This is a genomic window from Sphingorhabdus profundilacus, from assembly GCF_009769755.1.
Classification (GTDB): domain Bacteria; phylum Pseudomonadota; class Alphaproteobacteria; order Sphingomonadales; family Sphingomonadaceae; genus Sphingorhabdus_B; species Sphingorhabdus_B profundilacus.
The window spans coordinates 547,902-564,176 of record NZ_SDWJ01000002.1 but is presented as its reverse complement, the minus strand read 5'-3'; the positions used below and the strand labels follow the sequence as shown (position 1 = coordinate 564,176).

17 protein-coding genes are annotated in these 16,275 nt (G+C 55.6%); 10 read left to right on the top strand and 7 right to left on the bottom strand.

The features are described 5' to 3' along the window. Window positions 1-305: 305 nt before the first annotated feature. The 5 genes from EUU23_RS10505 to EUU23_RS10485 form a co-directional block, all read right to left on the bottom strand. On the bottom strand, window positions 306-743 hold the full coding sequence (locus EUU23_RS10505; RefSeq protein WP_160354070.1) for a hypothetical protein: 438 nt from the start codon (window positions 741-743) through the stop codon (window positions 306-308). A 160-nt stretch (window positions 744-903) separates the two neighbouring features. Continuing rightward, window positions 904-1,158, bottom strand: coding sequence for a hypothetical protein (locus tag EUU23_RS10500; RefSeq protein ID WP_160354069.1), 255 nt, complete (start codon window positions 1,156-1,158; stop codon window positions 904-906). Then, window positions 1,148-3,013 (bottom strand): ParB/RepB/Spo0J family partition protein, encoded by a 1,866-nt coding sequence (locus tag EUU23_RS10495; protein WP_160354068.1) that lies wholly within the window; start codon window positions 3,011-3,013, stop codon window positions 1,148-1,150. The genes EUU23_RS10500 and EUU23_RS10495 overlap by 11 nt, the downstream gene beginning before the upstream one ends. Before the next feature lie 141 nt (window positions 3,014-3,154). Further along, a complete protein-coding gene (locus tag EUU23_RS10490; RefSeq protein WP_160354067.1) occupies window positions 3,155-3,361 on the bottom strand; it encodes a hypothetical protein in 207 nt (68 codons plus the stop codon). After that, entirely contained in the window at window positions 3,358-4,350 is a 993-nt protein-coding gene (locus tag EUU23_RS10485) for an ArdC family protein (protein WP_160354066.1), read from the bottom strand. The genes EUU23_RS10490 and EUU23_RS10485 overlap by 4 nt, the downstream gene beginning before the upstream one ends. Before the next feature lie 796 nt (window positions 4,351-5,146). Here EUU23_RS10485 and EUU23_RS10480 point away from each other — a divergent pair. The 7 genes from EUU23_RS10480 (at window position 5,147) to EUU23_RS10450 (ending at window position 10,905) form a co-directional block, all read left to right on the top strand. Continuing rightward, window positions 5,147-5,740, top strand: coding sequence for a helix-turn-helix transcriptional regulator (locus EUU23_RS10480; RefSeq protein ID WP_218939589.1), 594 nt, complete (start codon window positions 5,147-5,149; stop codon window positions 5,738-5,740). Window positions 5,741-5,762: 22 nt separating this feature from the next. Beyond that, window positions 5,763-6,164: a hypothetical protein gene (locus EUU23_RS10475; protein ID WP_160354065.1), complete on the top strand. Its 402-nt coding sequence runs from the start codon at window positions 5,763-5,765 to the stop codon at window positions 6,162-6,164. Window positions 6,165-6,472: 308 nt separating this feature from the next. Further along, window positions 6,473-7,234, top strand: coding sequence for a JAB domain-containing protein (locus EUU23_RS10470; protein WP_160354064.1), 762 nt, complete (start codon window positions 6,473-6,475; stop codon window positions 7,232-7,234). Window positions 7,235-7,267: 33 nt separating this feature from the next. Beyond that, window positions 7,268-9,151 (top strand): tetratricopeptide repeat protein, encoded by a 1,884-nt coding sequence (locus tag EUU23_RS10465; RefSeq protein ID WP_160354063.1) that lies wholly within the window; start codon window positions 7,268-7,270, stop codon window positions 9,149-9,151. 106 nt (window positions 9,152-9,257) lie between these two features. Continuing rightward, window positions 9,258-9,584, top strand: coding sequence for a hypothetical protein (locus tag EUU23_RS10460; protein WP_218939588.1), 327 nt, complete (start codon window positions 9,258-9,260; stop codon window positions 9,582-9,584). Window positions 9,585-9,646: 62 nt separating this feature from the next. After that, window positions 9,647-10,183, top strand: a complete 537-nt coding sequence (locus tag EUU23_RS10455; protein WP_160354061.1) for a hypothetical protein — start codon at window positions 9,647-9,649, stop codon at window positions 10,181-10,183. A 2-nt stretch (window positions 10,184-10,185) separates the two neighbouring features. Then, complete coding sequence (locus EUU23_RS10450; protein WP_160354060.1) at window positions 10,186-10,905, top strand: PilZ domain-containing protein; 720 nt, start codon at window positions 10,186-10,188, stop codon at window positions 10,903-10,905. Window positions 10,906-11,333: 428 nt separating this feature from the next. On the opposite strand, the gene EUU23_RS10445 is transcribed toward EUU23_RS10450, so the two are convergent. Next, the gene (locus EUU23_RS10445; RefSeq protein WP_160354059.1) at window positions 11,334-12,572 is read right to left on the bottom strand and encodes a ComEC/Rec2 family competence protein; all 1,239 of its coding nucleotides are present in this window, start codon (window positions 12,570-12,572) and stop codon (window positions 11,334-11,336) included. A gap of 266 nt (window positions 12,573-12,838) precedes the next feature. Beyond that, a complete protein-coding gene (locus EUU23_RS10440; RefSeq protein WP_160354058.1) occupies window positions 12,839-13,084 on the bottom strand; it encodes a hypothetical protein in 246 nt (81 codons plus the stop codon). Between the two features lie 61 nt (window positions 13,085-13,145). On the opposite strand from EUU23_RS10440, the gene EUU23_RS10435 reads away from it, so the two are divergent. Genes EUU23_RS10435 through EUU23_RS10425 form a run of 3 tightly spaced genes read left to right on the top strand, consistent with a single transcriptional unit; the run spans window position 13,146 to window position 16,146 of the window. Beyond that, the gene (locus EUU23_RS10435; protein WP_160354057.1) at window positions 13,146-14,282 is read left to right on the top strand and encodes an aminotransferase class I/II-fold pyridoxal phosphate-dependent enzyme; all 1,137 of its coding nucleotides are present in this window, start codon (window positions 13,146-13,148) and stop codon (window positions 14,280-14,282) included. Further along, the gene (gene bioD / locus EUU23_RS10430; RefSeq protein ID WP_160354056.1) at window positions 14,279-14,899 is read left to right on the top strand and encodes a dethiobiotin synthase; all 621 of its coding nucleotides are present in this window, start codon (window positions 14,279-14,281) and stop codon (window positions 14,897-14,899) included. The genes EUU23_RS10435 and bioD overlap by 4 nt, the downstream gene beginning before the upstream one ends. Further along, the gene (locus EUU23_RS10425; RefSeq protein WP_160354055.1) at window positions 14,896-16,146 is read left to right on the top strand and encodes an adenosylmethionine--8-amino-7-oxononanoate transaminase; all 1,251 of its coding nucleotides are present in this window, start codon (window positions 14,896-14,898) and stop codon (window positions 16,144-16,146) included. The genes bioD and EUU23_RS10425 overlap by 4 nt, the downstream gene beginning before the upstream one ends. Window positions 16,147-16,275 lie beyond the last annotated feature (129 nt).

The following is a 16,275-nucleotide window of genomic DNA, read 5'->3' as shown; positions in this document are numbered from 1 at the left end:
GCAAAAGTGGAACGTTCATCACGCAAGGGCGACGTAAGATGGCTTTGTCGGGACACGATGTTCGGCAACTTGAAAGTCTGCCTCCAGCTCCCGAGGGCCAATGGTAATTACAGAGCAGTCGGCGATCGCCGGACAGATGGACATTTGCACGCGCCAAAGCCTTGCTTGTCGAATGAAGACCACGGCCATCCCAGGGCCGAACTTGGGGTTTGTGTCACGGACCCTCTTCAAAACCGAACATCGCGGTAAGATAGTATCAATTGGACATGGGCAGCAGCTGCGCCTCATTGGCCAGTTGCCGAAGTTTATCTCCATTCCGGTGCTGCCGCTCGGGGTCGGACGCGTGGATGTAATGTTCCGCGCCATGCAGCAAGCGCGGTATACAAAGACGCGCTCATTGCGATCATGACTTTTGAGCCTTCCCCGATGCCAAACGCGGTCGCGAACCCAAAAGCTGAATGATATCCCGCGATCGCGGCGGGCATCGCGAACGCAAGCCCGACACAGGCGCGCAGCAGCGGCGAACGCAGAAACCCGTTCAGCAATTGGCCGGCGATGATCGTTGCGGTTGCTGCCGCCAACGCTGCCATCAGTGCGGCTAGCAGTCCGCCGCCAGCAGAGCAGACCGACAGCCCAGCAAGGCCGCCGCACCATAACGGCAGGGCATGGACCGCAAGCGACCAGAGCAATGTGCCTGCAATATAGGCGCAGACGACAAGCAGGAATCCAGAAATCAATAACATGGGCGTCCTTTGTGCCAACACTTGGCATGTTGGCATTTTCCGTCGCCGTCACAGCGTTTTCAACTGTTCCCAATGAATCCTGATGCCGTACGGCGCACCCGCACAGGTTTAGGCCGACGCGGACCACGAGCACCGGAATTTCAATCTCGGCTTTGGCGACTTAGCGCCGGACCGCGCCCATCGAACCGAGCCGCCCGATGGTCTCGACATGCAGCCCGAGCCGGTCGTCGTCATCGACCGCGAAATTCAGCGGACCGGTTTTGCCGTCAAAGACGATGCGTTCGGCTCCGAAGCTGCCGGAACAGGCTCCCGACCAGCGCTGATATGCGGTCGGACATATTCTGTCTCCGGCCTGTGTTAAACGAAAGGCAGGCGGCGGTTGTCCGCCGCCTGGACGAACTTGCTCATGCAGCAAGCCGTTCTTCCTCGGCTTCTGCGCTTTGGGCAGCGTCGCTTTCGTCTTTGGTTTCCGCTTCGCCTCGGGCATCGGCTCCGGTCTGCGCTTTGTCCGCCACGTCCGGTATATTCGGGTCGGGTTCGACCGGCGCTTGGCTTTCGACCATCCACGCTGCCCGATGGGCAGCCGACACCGTCGCAACACCGCCGCGTGTCGTATATGCCGCAGGCGGAAAGGCCATCCAGCGCGGCACCCATCCTTCCACCTTCGCGCGGCCATTATCGCCGGTCAGGCAATCAGCGATGACGCCTTTGATTACCTTGCCCTTTTCCTTGGCATTGGCCTCTGCGACTGGGCTTCCGCCGACCTCCGCGAGAACGGCAGTTGCCACCTCCTTGTCGCGCAACAGGTCGTAAAACGCCTGATCGGCCTGCCAGTAGTCGGTCATGGGCACACCGAGCGTGATCCCGAGCGTTTCGATCAATTCGCTGCCGCTGGCGAGAGTTTCGGCCATGACCACAGCCAATATGTCGAGCACAGTGGTTTCGGGCAGGCCGAGCAACCGCGTTACCAACGGTAGCAGGCTGCGGTCGCCATAGCCTTGCGCCGTCACACTCGGCTGTTCGGCGTCGAACCCCAAAACATTCAGCACCGCACGGCGGCGCTCGTCGAAGCGGGTTTCGGCGGTGCAGGTTTCGATGCTTTCGTTAATCGAGTCATTGCGCGTGCGCTGTTCTTGCACGCTTACGCTCCATAGAGGCGAACCGCAGATGGCATGGGCGACCATCACGCAGAGCGCAACATGGGGACGCGCCGCCAGTTCCGTCCGCACCGCTGCGTGGCGATGGAGGTCGACATATTGGTTCAGCGCGGAAGTTAGTTCGGGGCGCGCCGCTTTTGCCGCATCTGCAACGCCACCGCTGTCGTCTTTACCGACTCTCTCGGCCTCCTTGCGCGTGACATAGCCTTCGTGGAAGACCACCTCGCCGTTATCGCGGCACTGGATATATATGCGTCCGCCTCTGCGCTTGGGGGTTTTTTCATATTCCCAAGACGCAAAATGCTCGTGCGGGGGCATGATCTGAACATCGCTCCAGCCTTCGGCAAGGTAGGCGGCTTTGCGGACCTCAATCTCGGCGGTTTGCGCCGCCCAGAAAGCATCGGCATCAGCAAAATAGCCATCTTCCTCGAACAGGTTCTGGACGATCTGGCCACCGAATGCGCCCACATCGAACAAAGCGACGCCGACCGAGATCGACGCGCCGCCGAACAGCCATGCCTTCAACTGGTTGCCACGCGGGGCATAGCTGTCGGCATCCTCGAACAAGGCTAGCCACGCTTTCTGCTGGGCCTTGGTTGCCAGAGTCAGATGCTTCACCGTCGCTGCATCGATTTCCTCGGCGCGGTAAGCCTCGCGGATGCGCGGCAACAGATTGCCGAGCGCCAAGATGCGCTTCACCTGCAATTCGGTAAGCGCGAAGGTTGCGGCGATATCCTCGACGCTTCGGCCTTCCTTCACGAGCCGTGTGTAGCTTTCCCACTGCGTCACCGCATCGGGGTTCTGGCGCAGCATATTCTCGATCATCGAGATTTCGAGCGCCTCGGCATCATCGCCTTCGCCAACAGATATGCAGGGCAGGGTGAGGGCTTCTTTGCCCTGCTTGGCTGCTTCAAGGCTGGCATAAAAACGTCTTTTGCCAGCGACGATCTCGTAGTGGCCGTCCTGACAATTTTTCCGCACGAACAATGGCGCAATCACGCCGCGTTTGATGATGGAAGGCAATATGTCGCTCACATCGGGCAGCTTTTTGCCAGCCCTCATATTGGCTTTGGAAACCGATAGCCGGTCGAGCGGGATTTGGTCTATTTGCATGTCACTTACTCCTTGGCTTGGGTGGCCCCGCCCTCGGGGCATCTTGGGTGGGCATTGAGGGCGGGGCCGGTTGCCCGTTCCGCGATTGTCGCGGCGCGGGGTTGCCGTCCTTCAGGGGAGAAGAAGGAACGGCGAACCTCATCAAAACATCTCGATCTGGAGCCGCGCGTTCGTATCGAACAGCCCGTGATCGGCTGGGCGCTGCGGTCGGCGCGGCTGCAATGGCGCTTCGGCTAGAATGGCCAGCCGCTGTGCTGGCGTGATCGGCGCAACGCCGGTGACCAAGGTCTGGACACCGATGGGCGTGATCTCGGATTCGAGTTCGACGGGAGCTGCTGGCCTGCTCATGCCGCTGCCTCGATCTGGGCGTGCTCGGTGTAGGCCAAGAGAAAGTCAGCCGCTTTGCCGGCTTGGCTTGCGGCCTTGAAAATCGCACGGGCGTCGCCGCGCAAGAGCTCCAGCCAAGACCCCAGATAATCGGCATGACGAACGGTGGGCTGGATGCCAAGCGCCGCGCACAAAAAGGCAGACGCCAGTTCGGCACACAGTTCCTCGCGGGCATAAAGCGCGCTTGCAAACCGCCCCGACTGGTCGCGGCCAAGCCGCGAAGCATGGCCAGTCCAGTGGCCGAGTTCGTGCAATGCGGTGCGGTAATAATCGATCTGTGCCGTGAATGCCGGTTGCGGCGGCACCTGCACATAATCGTTCCGGACGTCATAGAAAGCTTGAGCGCCGCCTATCCTGAAATCTGCGCCCGTCGCCACCATCAAGGCCTCGGCGGCATCATTCAGTTCGCGCTCCGGTAGCGGCGTCGGGTTGGCGGTCAGTCGTGTCGGCAAGCCGTCGCATTGTGCTGCGTTGAACACCGTGAAGCGTTTGAGGAAGGGAACCGAACGCCTCTCGCCTTCGCCCTTTGTGCCGCAACCCTGTGCATTGTTGCCCTGCTCGTGCCCCTCATCGGGCTTAAAGCAGTCGGCATAAAAGATCGTCTGCCCGCGCTCACCTTTGCGAACGCATCCGCCTGCGGCAAGCGCCTGTCTGAAGGTCAGCCAGTCCTGCGATGGATAGGCGCCGTCAATGACTGCACCCCATAAGACAAGCACATTAATACCCGAATAGGCCCGCCCCGAAATCGCGTTGCGCGGTAGACCCGGCACGGCTGCGTTCGAACTCCACGGCTGCGCCCAAGGAAAAATCCCTGTTTCCAGCTGCGCAATGATCTTGGCGGTCACCTCGTCGTAAAGCGAGACACGCGACGCTTCACCGCCGCGAACGGCGCGAAGCGCCGTCCTGCGACGCTTGCCGTCCTCTTGCCGTTTGCTTTTGCCAACTGCCATCACCGCCTCCACACACCCAAAATCCGCCGCAACCGGCCCCGGAGAGGCGGGGTGGGCGGCAAGAAGCGACCAGAGAGGGGCGGACTGTGCCGGGCACACCCGGAGGGCTGCAACGAAGAGGAAGACCCCGGCAGGGGTTGTGAGCCGGGGCAGTTTGACCCTAGACGGGAGCGCCGCTCACCCCGTCTCGCCGGAGCCGGCACAAACAACGCCGGCGCACGGGCGCCGTCCGCAGATCCCCGGTCATGCCGCAATGGGTGCGAGCGACCAGCGAGTTGGCCAAAGCAAAAAACCTGCACCCTGAAAGGAGGCAGATGTCGCTGGTCTGACCAAAGCAGGCGGAAAGGCGGGACTTGTCGGCTTTCAGCGCCTGCACATTGGACAATTTCTGCCGGTTCGGTGTGCCTGCGGGGCCCTTTTCGTCAAAGGCCGCACCCTAAGGAGCACGCCGCAGGCGCGCGGGAACGAGTGCGTCATCAGTCCCGCTCATTTTAGGAGCATCGCGGGGACGAACCCCCGCTCCGAGGGGTAGCCAGAGACTGTGCAGCGGTTCCGACTTAATGGAATGCTTTTCCGAACGCTCGGCCTCTCCGTTGTGCTTGACTGGACGAAAAATGGGGCCGGTCAGTAGTGAAGAGATCGGCGCAACTTTGCGTTGCGCGGCTGCTTCTCTCCGGTGGAGAAGCCGCGGTAGGCCGTGTCGTACTGGTCTGGATTGAAAAGCCGGAACTGTCCCGATTCGCCGCAGTCTTTGGAGTCCAAAAGGTACAAAGTGTTATTGCAAAAATAGTCGCTTGTGGCACACATCTCAAATGTAAAATTTGGAGGGTTTGTGAAAATGACTCAGCATGAACTGGCCGCGTTGAAGGACATACACAAGGAATGCCTCAGACTGACCGGGCGAAACTACAGCTCAAAAGAAATCGCCCGTATGCTTGGCATTTCCAAACACACCGTGGATCAACGGCTGCGAACGGCCACACAACGAATGGGCGCAAGCTCAAGGCATGAAGCAGCGCGACGCTTCTGCGATATGGACGTTTTGCAAACACGGCCAACTCAGACGCCAGATTTGTGCGATCCTGTATTATATGACGCAGCGTATATTCCGGTTAGCGGGATGAGCAGTAGAGACGGAGAGCCGGACAGTGAAAAAGACCCGCTTTACGGTACAGCAAAATCAAAGTTGCAAGATGCTCAAGCGCCTTATTCTTTTGCGGACGCATCAAAAATTGAAACGCTGTTTTCCAATCCGGTCTTGTTTGGGGAAGAGCCACGATCATGGCTTAGTCTGCGGGCGAAGGCTCTGCTAGTTGTCGGTATAGCCGCCATCTCGCTTTTAGCCTTCGGAGCAGCAATAGCCGCGCTAGAGGCCCTTTCTCGCATCTGAATACGGGCAATGTTGCCTGATTTTGGAAGCACCATATGTGCCGAAAGGGATTTTTATGTCTAATCGTCGAGCAGATACATCAACCAAAATTTCAGTTGTTCGCGGAGTTGCCGCTAAGCTGCATGCAGCGGAGGAGGCGATAGATCTCGCCATCATCAAATTGTCAGAATTGAATTGTGAATTGCCTGCCGCAAGGATGGAAGCGAAACTCTCAGCAACGGTTTGCCAGCCTGCGTTTGATTTATCCGTCCAAGCGCTTCAATCACTCGTTCAATGCCGCCGCCAGACCGTAGAAGCCCATGAGGTGCTTGCAGGCACACAGCGCGATATCGGGCTCGGTGCTTATGCTATGGGTGACGGCTGGAAGGTGTTCCAATCAGAGCAGGCAAACCCATTGATTTTGGTTGCCGACAAAGCGGCCTGATGTCGCGTGGTTGCACTTGACCAGTACCGCAGCACATGCTGATGTAAAAGCATGTTATGGGGCATAATCTTCTGGCTGATCTTTCTTTCCGCTGCGGGATATGTGCTGGTCAAGGGCGACATCGTTAAGCGGCAGGCGATTGGCATAATGCTATTCGGTGTAGTCGCTACCTCCCTAATATATGTATCAGGAAGTCATAAATGGCTGCCCCTCAATATCAGCGTTTTGCTGGTCGATGTGATTGCGCTTCTGGCCTTCATCTGGATAGCGACCCGTTCGCGCGAGTCTTGGCTTCTGCTCATTATAGGATGGCAGATAGCGGCGGTAACAATTCACGTGGCGAGCAGTTTTGCCCACAATCTGTTACCGAATGCCTACGGGATCAGTCAGGGAATTTGGGCTTACCTACAGTTCGGGACAATATTCGCAGCTTCACTTCTGGCCCGTCGGAAACAAAAGTAGCCCAGCTCAAAGCGGTTCTAGGGTCTGGTGTCAGCGAGGCAAAAATACGCGCGCTGCTAGTCAGATTTGGAAACTATCCAACCTTGCTTGCAGCAGATTCGGACGAGCTGGCCGTAATTCTAGGCAATAGAAGCCGAGCGGCAAAGCTGAAGTCAATTATGCAGATCGGTGCCGAATTCGCGCAGCCGACCGAAATCGATCACCCTGTCATTAGAAACTGTGCGGATCTGGTCCGTTATTTACAGATCGTGATCGGCGGCTGCCGCATTGAGACGTTTCGTGTCCTGTTTCTTGACACACATAACAGAATTATAGCTGACGAACAGCTCTGGAGCGGGACCGTTTCCGAAGTCCAAATATATCCACGCGAAATTATTCGCCGCGCACTGGAGTTGGATAGTTCGGCGCTCATTGCTGCGCATAACCACCCCAGTAACTTCCTTGCGCCAAGCCAAGCCGACATCGACATGACCAGAAAACTGATCCACGCGGCCGATATGCTCGGGATCGCGCTACACGATCATTTCATCGTATCGGCAAGCAGCTATCACAGCATGCGGTTTCACAAATCGGTGGATCCATGGGGGTCGGTTGGGAGCCACAGCTGAATTAACTTAATCGTGTCATGGCGCCAAAACAGGATGAACGAGATGGGCGATAAGTTTGAGGCGAGAGCGCTGGATTCATTCCAGTCAGACGAGAAAAACCATCGATGCAGTGCTGCCACCCGGATCGAGCTTGGGAGCATATTCGCAAGCGGTCATTTCGGGAAGGCGCCGATACTTGAACGATTGCTTGTGTACCTTGTCGAACAAACACTGGAGGGCAAAGGTGAATTGCTCAAAAGTTACGTGGTTGGTGTCGACGGCCTCGGCAAGGATCCCGATTTCGATCCGAATGTTGATAGCTACCCGCGCGTTCAAGTCCTTCGCCTTCGCAAAATGCTGGAGGCTTATTACGCGCGGCATGAACCGGTTGAAGAACTGTGTTTGTACATTCCTGCTGGAAGCTATGGCGTACGACTTGCGCGGCGGGCCAAAGCTTATCCAGAACTGATAATTGCATCTGATGGCGCGCAACCGTCCGCCGGAACAGCCCAAGTAGAAGAAGCTCCAGGAGCGGCAAGAGCTTTCAGCGATATTCAACACCTTGCCTATACCACCCAAGATGGTCGGACGACATTGGACGGCCCAGCGCGAGAGAGTGTGACCGGCAAGCAACCCGCCAGAATTTGGTTGGTTGTCGCGCTGATAGGGGCGCTTGTTGTTGCCTATTTCTGGTGGCCGAATGAAACGCCTGGCCCAGTGGCTGCTCAAGAAAAGCCCGTGCGATTTGAAAGTCCTGTCATGCTTATTGAACGATCGGGGGTAACGCCGGATGTTGCATCGCAAGCCTTAGCCGAAGAAGCCTATGCTAAAATTGCGGACAGCATAAATCGCTCATGGGTCGTTCAGCTTCGTCTTGAAGAGCGCAGTAATAAGGCATTGGAGTCCAGAAGTGTAGACTACCGGCTGATGCTACAACTCGGCGAACCGCAAGGTAGCCAGCGGCCCCTTTACCTGCGGCTTACTGATAACAGGACTGGCGAGTTGATCTGGACGAGTACCGCGCTGATCGATCCAGCAAAATCGCTCTCGGACAGTTTTGGAAAAAGCATCGCGCAACTGGCCGGGCCTTTCGGGATTATAGCCAGCCGCGAAACGCGGCAAATGGAAGGCGCCTATTCTAAAGGCTATTCATGCTTGTTAGGATATGTCCAACTTCTGAAGACCCAAGATTTGGAATTACGCGGTCCGCTCTCGGAGTGCCTGACGGTTCCCATTGGCATTTCCCGTCTTGATGCCGTCCGCCTCGGCCTATTGTCCTTTTATGTGATTGAGACCGCGCCACCTCCCAGTCGGCCGGCCGCAATTGGCAGAGCACTTTCGCTTGCGCAGAGCGCGATCAGTTTAGACCCGAAGGAAGCCTACGCGCATTTTGCTATGTCTCGAATATATTTTGTATCGGACAATTGCGAGATGGGAATGCTGCACACCGGCCACGCCTTTGATGCAAATCCTTATGATCCGGTGCTACTGGCGGTACTCGGCAACTTTGCGTCGCTTTGCGGCGATCCCGACGGTGACGAGCTGCTGGAGCGCGCATATGAGTTTCGCTCTCCAGGTGAATCCGTTGCTCGACTCTCGTTAATTCTTGCGGCAATCCGTAAGGGGAGAACCGACCAATTGCCTTTTCTTTCGTCGGAAGCCGAAAACGTCCCGCATGTAAATCCAGCCTATCATTTTCTTTGTGAGACTTTGATTGCGGCAGCATCAGGCAATTCGCAAAAAGCCAAAATGCAGTGGCTTCAATTTGCATCCGTGTCGGCGGCGCCGAAGGGAACGCCCGACGACATGTTGCAGCGCGTTGTGTTGTCGCAACAGGTTCGACAGCGCATTATTGCAGTTCTGCAAAGTAGCAAAGTGTTGCCCCTGGAGCCACAATCGGAACGTTTGCGCCGCGTCACAGCAGTTAATGAAAATTAATACAGTTTCAATTAGCATACTGCATATAGTAATGATCGCAAGATACCAATCTACATATAGTTAATCCAAGCCTGCAACGGTGTAAAACTGTTGCCGGACACTCAATATGTCGATCATTCGGCCCATGGAAGCACTAACTGCTCTTGTGCCGCTTGTACTGGTCCTACGCGGCAGCATCATGGGCGCAGTCGCTTCCGCATCTGCGCCGGGGTCCCCACATCCCACGGCCCCGGCGCAGATCATGATCGAAAAAGCGAACGCAACTGTCAAAATAGTGACCCCTGTCGCGATGCGCCTCCAGCTACTCACATCTGACCGCAATGGAGAGGTGAGCATGAATGAATATAGGCTGTTTGTCAGACGCCGATTAAACTCCGGTCATCCGCCTGCGGCGCAATTCATACAATGGCAACTGATCGTTGATTTGCCATGATTAAAGGAGCAAGATCCTTCCCATACCAACAAAAGCGGCATCTGCTGAATCAGGAAAGATTTGTGCGCCGGGTTGCGATCGTAGCGGCGTTGTGTTCGATTTGCGGAAACTTCCCCGGCCCTTTGGTAGCTGCTGGGTCCGATTTGAAAATCTCGATAACCAGTAAGGTTGTTTCCGGTCCAATTGCTCAGAGCAATCCCAAGGCACTGCCAGGTTCAATCATAGAATATAGTGCACAAGTATCTTATGGCGGTGATGAAGCTCTCGGTGAGCACAGCCTCGCAATTACCAACCCTATTCCACAATCACTAAGTCTGGTCGTTTCTGGCTTGGATGGCGGCGTTTCTTCGCCATTTGACTTTGTTGAGGGCCTACCGCCGAGCGATTTAACGTGCCTATTCCGGTCGCTCGCGGATCGCGACGATTGCCTTGAATTTTCTTCAAATGGCGGTGTCAGCTTTGATTACCAACCGACACCTGATCCAGACGGCATAGACCCAGCAATCACACATTTGCGGTTCAGGCTGCGCGGCGCGATGGCGCCGGCCGCAGCGGAACCTTCGTATTTTACCCTCCGTTACCGAATGAAGGTTGATTGAACATGGCTGATAAATATATGCATTTGGCAGGATTTCCCGATCCGTTGGAATCGCACGTCGCGGCCGGAGACCCGCATGTGAATGTGGATGGGAATCCGCCTACAATGAATGCTGAGACGCCGGCTGCAATCGCAAAGCCCGAAGAACGTAGAGGCGGGCAGCGCCACCGCGCAGTAATGCGCGCTGCAAGGCTATCCAGTTGCGTACACAAAGTTGAAGGCATGGGCGTTGTGCGCAATATTTCCGAAGGCGGTATGCTGGTCCACAGCCACCTCAGCTTTGAGACTGGAGAGAGAGTGGCAATTTCATTGCTTGATGGCGACCGGATCGAGGGTGAAGTTGTGTGGCGCAATGGAACTGCATTTGGTATCAGATTTTGCAGCTGGATTTCAGTAGAAAGGGTCTTAGCAAAATCGCTGGTTACGGATACGGCAATGCGCCCTCGGCGTCCCCGGCTCACGATCAACTACCCGATTCTGGTGCGTTCAGGTTCTTATCTAGCTGATGCACGGATATGTGATATCTCCCAGCGAGGTGCCAAAATACAGTTCAACAAATACCTCCTGATCGATTGCCGTGTGCAGATCAGCAAGGGCGATTTGCGTCCAGCAACGGGAAGCGTTAAATGGCAGGTTGGTGACCTTGTTGGTCTTGAATTTCACCGTACGCTGAGTTTGGATGAATTGTCGATGTGGACAAGCCTGCAATTAAATACCCTCTAAAATTCGGCAAATTTGCCGTTCGATCCATCGCGGAATGGCTATCGTGCAATATCGGGCTTATTTGCCTGAGCGACCGGCATATTTGGAAAATCTGTGTATGCGGTCTGCAAAGATCAGACTTCAAAAGAAGATTCAAGTTGATGTTTTGCGGACGCAAATTGAAAGCAGCACTTTAGCAACTTTTGACCTTCAGCGGTGGTGGGCAAAGTATAATATCGCACGATCCCAACCGGTATTGGTTGAGAAAATTGTAACCAAGTTCATTTTTGTACCGCCATTATTGCAGTGAAATGTCAGTTTTGGCAGTGCCATGTGCGATTGAAAGAGAGAACTGGGGACAAGCATCATCGGCGCGCCACGTTTTGGTGTGAAGCGCGGTCCCTCTAGCAGATGGGCGCGCTAAGAACATCAATCGAGGAGGGCTGATCCTAATTGGACGGCCGCCTTGGGTTGCTATCGGCTGGAAATGTTCGGCTGGTTGAGACCGTGTAATTCTGACCGTCGGAGGTAATTACAACGTCATTCTGATAGACCGCCTGTATGTCTCGCACGGGAGACTCATTCTTTCTGACCGTCTCGCACTCCTGCTTGCTTTTGCAAATTGAAAGCTCGGTTGTTCCCCACTTGGTTTGAATAATACGATAGACTTTTGCGGCTTCAAGACGCTTCAATGCCGCGATATTTGGGTGTTTATAACTGCCAACATTGCCATGCGAAATCACGGCGATTGTCGGCTTGATCTGCTCCAGAAACATCGCATCAGACCCGTTGTTTGCGCCGTGATGGTTCACATGAAGCACATCAACAATCTTGCCCTCGGCTTGAAGTTTGCTGCCAACGGCACGTTCGACCTTGGCATCCTCGCTGCCGTGTTTTTGACCTATAAGATCTCCAGATACGAGGAAGTCGAACTTGCCATAGGTCACCAGCATCGAGACGCTATGTTCGTTCTCAGTGTTCACGTCGGCTACTTTTCCACTCCCACCCCGGATGCGGCCAGCACTGGCATAAGGAAGCATCTTGGCACCTTCACCAAGGTCGATGCTAAAGTCATCGAGCTTTGACTGGGTATCAAGCGATAGTCGGTTGCCACTCGACTTTGCCAGGCTAACATATAGTTTATAAGGAGGAGTTCCAAATTGCTGACCACTTGATTCACTTTGTTCGTCGCCGCGATCAACGAACGTGCCGACCGTGATATCGTCACCCTTGCCATATTCCTCAGGATAGGGACTCTGCGGATCATCATCTGCCCAATCGGCTTTTCCGTTTCCGTCATCATCGCCCGGCGCTCCCGGAACGCCATTCGGGCCGAATAACAGACTCGCATTCTTACGATCCTTGTCGATAATGAGGCCACCGATATGATCTTCATCATAATGTGAAATCACAACATAATCGATATGGGAAATCCCGCGCCGCTTCAAAACGGCCGAAACAATTTTGCCTCCTTCATAGTCAGCATCCGTGCTTCGCGCGTCATCACCGGCATCAAATAAAACAACGATGCGTTTACCGCTTGCGTTCTCCGGTCCACGTATCAAGGTGGCATCACCCTGTCCAATCCGGATGTTGACGATTTCAAGCTCATTGCCTTGTGCAAAGGCAGGGTTTCCGGCGATTGCCGGAGCGCCAAATAATATCAGCAAAGCAGATGCGATCTTCATTACCAGCCTCCCTAAAGCTATACCCAGCTTGCCAATATATCGTAATTCGGTCAACCAAGCGTGACATGCATCACGCTCCATATGCGCTGAACTTCCGAAGCAGTTTGTTTGTGACTTCGATATATGCAGGGTGCAGATTGTCGCTCGCCTGTAGAACTTTAAGGTCGCGGGCGGCAGCTGCTTTGAGTCCGGTTCATGATTGCGGTATCAGGAAAGCGTTTCGACCGATCGACCGACCGCAATGTTCGCGGGTTAGGTCATGCCGATCAGTACTTGGCCGGCATGGCGCCAATGGCTTCCAGCAACTCACTCGCTTCGGCAAATAGTCGTAGCTTGCCGGTTCGCGTCAGCGGGCGTGAACTGTCTGCAGCTTTGAGGGCGTTTGAATTCCTCCGAATAATTCCACGCCATTTTTGCCCATCATACTTCATGCCGGGGTATCTTTCGCCCGCGTGCTCCCATAAAGACCGACCTGCTGGCGCAACCACAATAACCGGATCGAGCTGTGACAAAAGTGCTTCCCCACATCCTGCAACTCGGCGCAGTTGACATAATGGATGCCGGGGTGGCGTCGTGACAGCAACGGGCTTTGAAAGTCAGACAGCCGACCTGGCACAACTCTCAGCACGTTCGCGCCGCCGTACGCTCTGTGAGCAGGCAGGTTTTGATTTCAGTTCGAACGACTATTTGGGTCTCGCCCGCTCGCCGATACTGGCGGTCGCTGCACGCGAGGCCTTGGATCGCTTTGTGCCGGTCGGCTCTGGCGGATCGCGATTGCTGCGCGGCAATAATGCAGAGCACGAAGCGCTGGAAGCCGAGGCAGCAACCTTCTTTGGATGCGAACGCGCGCTGTGGTTTGCAAGCGGCTTTGCTGCCAACTCGACATTATTCTCTACCTTGCCCCAAGAGGGTGACCTTGTTCTCCATGATGAACTTATTCATGCCAGCGCACATGAAGGATTGCGCATTGGCAGGGCGGAATTTGTATCTGTCGTCCATAATCGTGCCGAGGCTTTCGACGATTCCATCCAACGGTGGCGAACCGCAGGCGGTACAGGACGCGCCTGGGTCGCTGTCGAGAGCCTGTATTCGATGGATGGCGACGTTGCACCTCTTGATGACCTCATCAATATTTGCGATCGTCACGACGCGGTGCTGGTGATTGATGAAGCACATGCAACAGGTGTGTTCGGTCCCGACGGCCGCGGTCTGGCAGCCCATTTAGAAGGCCGCGACAATGTTATTACTTTGCGCACATGCGGCAAAGCACTCGGCTGTGAGGGTGCACTTGTTTGCGGGCCTGCTGTAATCGCTGACTTCCTCGTCAATCGTGGTCGCGGTTTCATCTTCTCGACCGCGCCTTCACCGCTCATGGCTGCCATTGTCCGTGCAAGCTTGGGGCTGCTTCAAAGCGCACCAGAATTGCGTAATGCGTTGTGGCAACGCATCCGGCTGGCCGAAAAGCTCTTTGCACCTCTTGGGGCAACGGTGAACGGCACGCAGATCCTTCCCCTCATTATCGGAGACGACGCGCGGACTATGGCGCTTGCTGCAAAGATCCAGGATGCGGGATTTGATGTGCGCGGCATTCGTCCACCGACAGTGCCTGCTGGCACGGCGCGGCTCAGAATTACTATGACCAACAATGTAAGCGAGGAACAGATAATCGCGCTTGCCGACCTACTTGCAGAACTGGATTTAACTAATTGACCCAGCGCTATATCATAACCGGAACGGATACCGATGTCGGCAAGACGGTGTTTGCCGCGGGGCTCGCGGGGCATTTCGGCGCGCGCTACTGGAAGCCGGTGCAGGCGGGAACTGAAGGCGGTTCCGATTCCGAACGGGTTCGGCGCCTATCAGGCGGAAAGGCCGATGTCCTCCCCGAAGCCTATATATTGGGCACACCATGTTCGCCCCATGAAGCTGCACATATTGACGGCGTGACGGTTGATTTGGAGCATTTGGCGTTGCCGGCAGGCAACCTCCCCTTGGTGGTTGAAGGTGCAGGTGGGGTGCTCGTTCCCTTTGCCGATAACCTACTCGCGGCCGACCTCTTCGCGTGGTGGGGTCTACCGGTTATCCTCGTCGCCCGCACGTCGCTCGGAACGATCAACCATAGCCTGCTCTCGATTGAGGCACTGAGGTCGCGCCGCATTGTCGTGCAAGGAATTATATTCATGGGTGAAGAGAACCGGGCAAGTGAAGAGGCAGTCATCAGGCTCGGTGGCATTGCTCATCTCGGCCGTCTTCCTCGCCTCGATCCGCTTTCCCCAGACACGCTCGCCGAAGCTTTTGCAGCTTTTATCCGCACAGACCTGCTATGACCTCTTCAATCTGGCATCCCTTCCACCAGCATGGGCTTGATGAGCCGATACCGCTTGTCTCTCACGCCGAAGGTGCCGCGCTTTACACTTCAGATGGTCGCCGGATCATTGACGCCATTTCAAGCTGGTGGGTGACCACACATGGCCACTGCCATCCCCGGATAATGGCCGCGATATGTGAGCAAACCGAACAGCTCGACCAGCTTATTTTCGCTGGCTGGACGCATCAGCCAGCCGAAGATCTGGCTGATGAACTTGTGCGCATTATGCCGAGACCGCTCGACCATGTGTTTTTCTCGGATTCGGGTTCAACCAGTGTCGAGGTGGCGCTCAAAATGGCGCTGGGTTATTTTGCTAATCGGGAAGAGGATCGCCATTGCATCCTAGTGCTGGAACATAGCTATCACGGTGACACGATCGGTGCCATGTCCGTCGGGGCTCGCGGTGTATTCAACCGCGCCTATGCGCCGCTGCTGTTCGATGTTGAGGCCATACCTTTCCCGACACCTGGTGCAGAGCAGGCAACGCTGGATGCGCTTGAGCGTGCCTGTGCGAGAGGAGATACCGCTGCGTTCATTGTCGAGCCGCTGATACTAGGCGCTGGTGGAATGATGATTTACTCTCCTCGGGTGCTTGCCGAGATGCGGGCGATTTGTTCCGCCCACGGCGTTCTGTTTATTGCCGACGAAGTCATGACTGCATGGGGTCGCACCGGAACGCTTCTCGCCTGCGAGCAGGCCAGCATCGTTCCCGATCTCCTCTGCCTATCGAAAGGTCTGACCGGTGGTTCACTCCCGCTTGCAGTTACCATGGCAACACCCGCGGTCTTTGCGGCACATTATTCCACAGACCGCGCCAAGCAATTTTTCCATTCATCAAGTTACACGGCCAATCCCATTGCGTGCGCCGCGGCGAATGCCAACCTTGCGATTTGGCGTGAAGAACCGGTATTCGAGCGTATTTCAAGATTAGCCGAAAGGCAAGCAGCGGGCCTGGAACAACTATCGATCCATCCGGCAATCACCAACCCGCGGCAACTTGGGACTATAATAGCTGTAGATGTGGCAGCCACGGAAAGCGGTTATCTTTCCGAACTGGGACCTCGCCTCAAGGCTGCTTTCACAGCGCTAGGCATATTGCTCCGGCCGCTTGGGAACAGCGTTTATGTGATGCCGCCTTACTGCATTGACGAGATTGATCTTGGGCGAATACACGAAAGTATTATCCACGTTGCGGATGAGCTTTGAAGGATGTTCCCCGTCAGCACCAACAGCACAGATTTGAAGTTGTGGTTTAAGGAGTCATTGGTCTCACCATAGTGACGAAGGAAACTAGGCGCGGCCAAATTATGCTGGCTGGCCAAACCCCGATGCTGA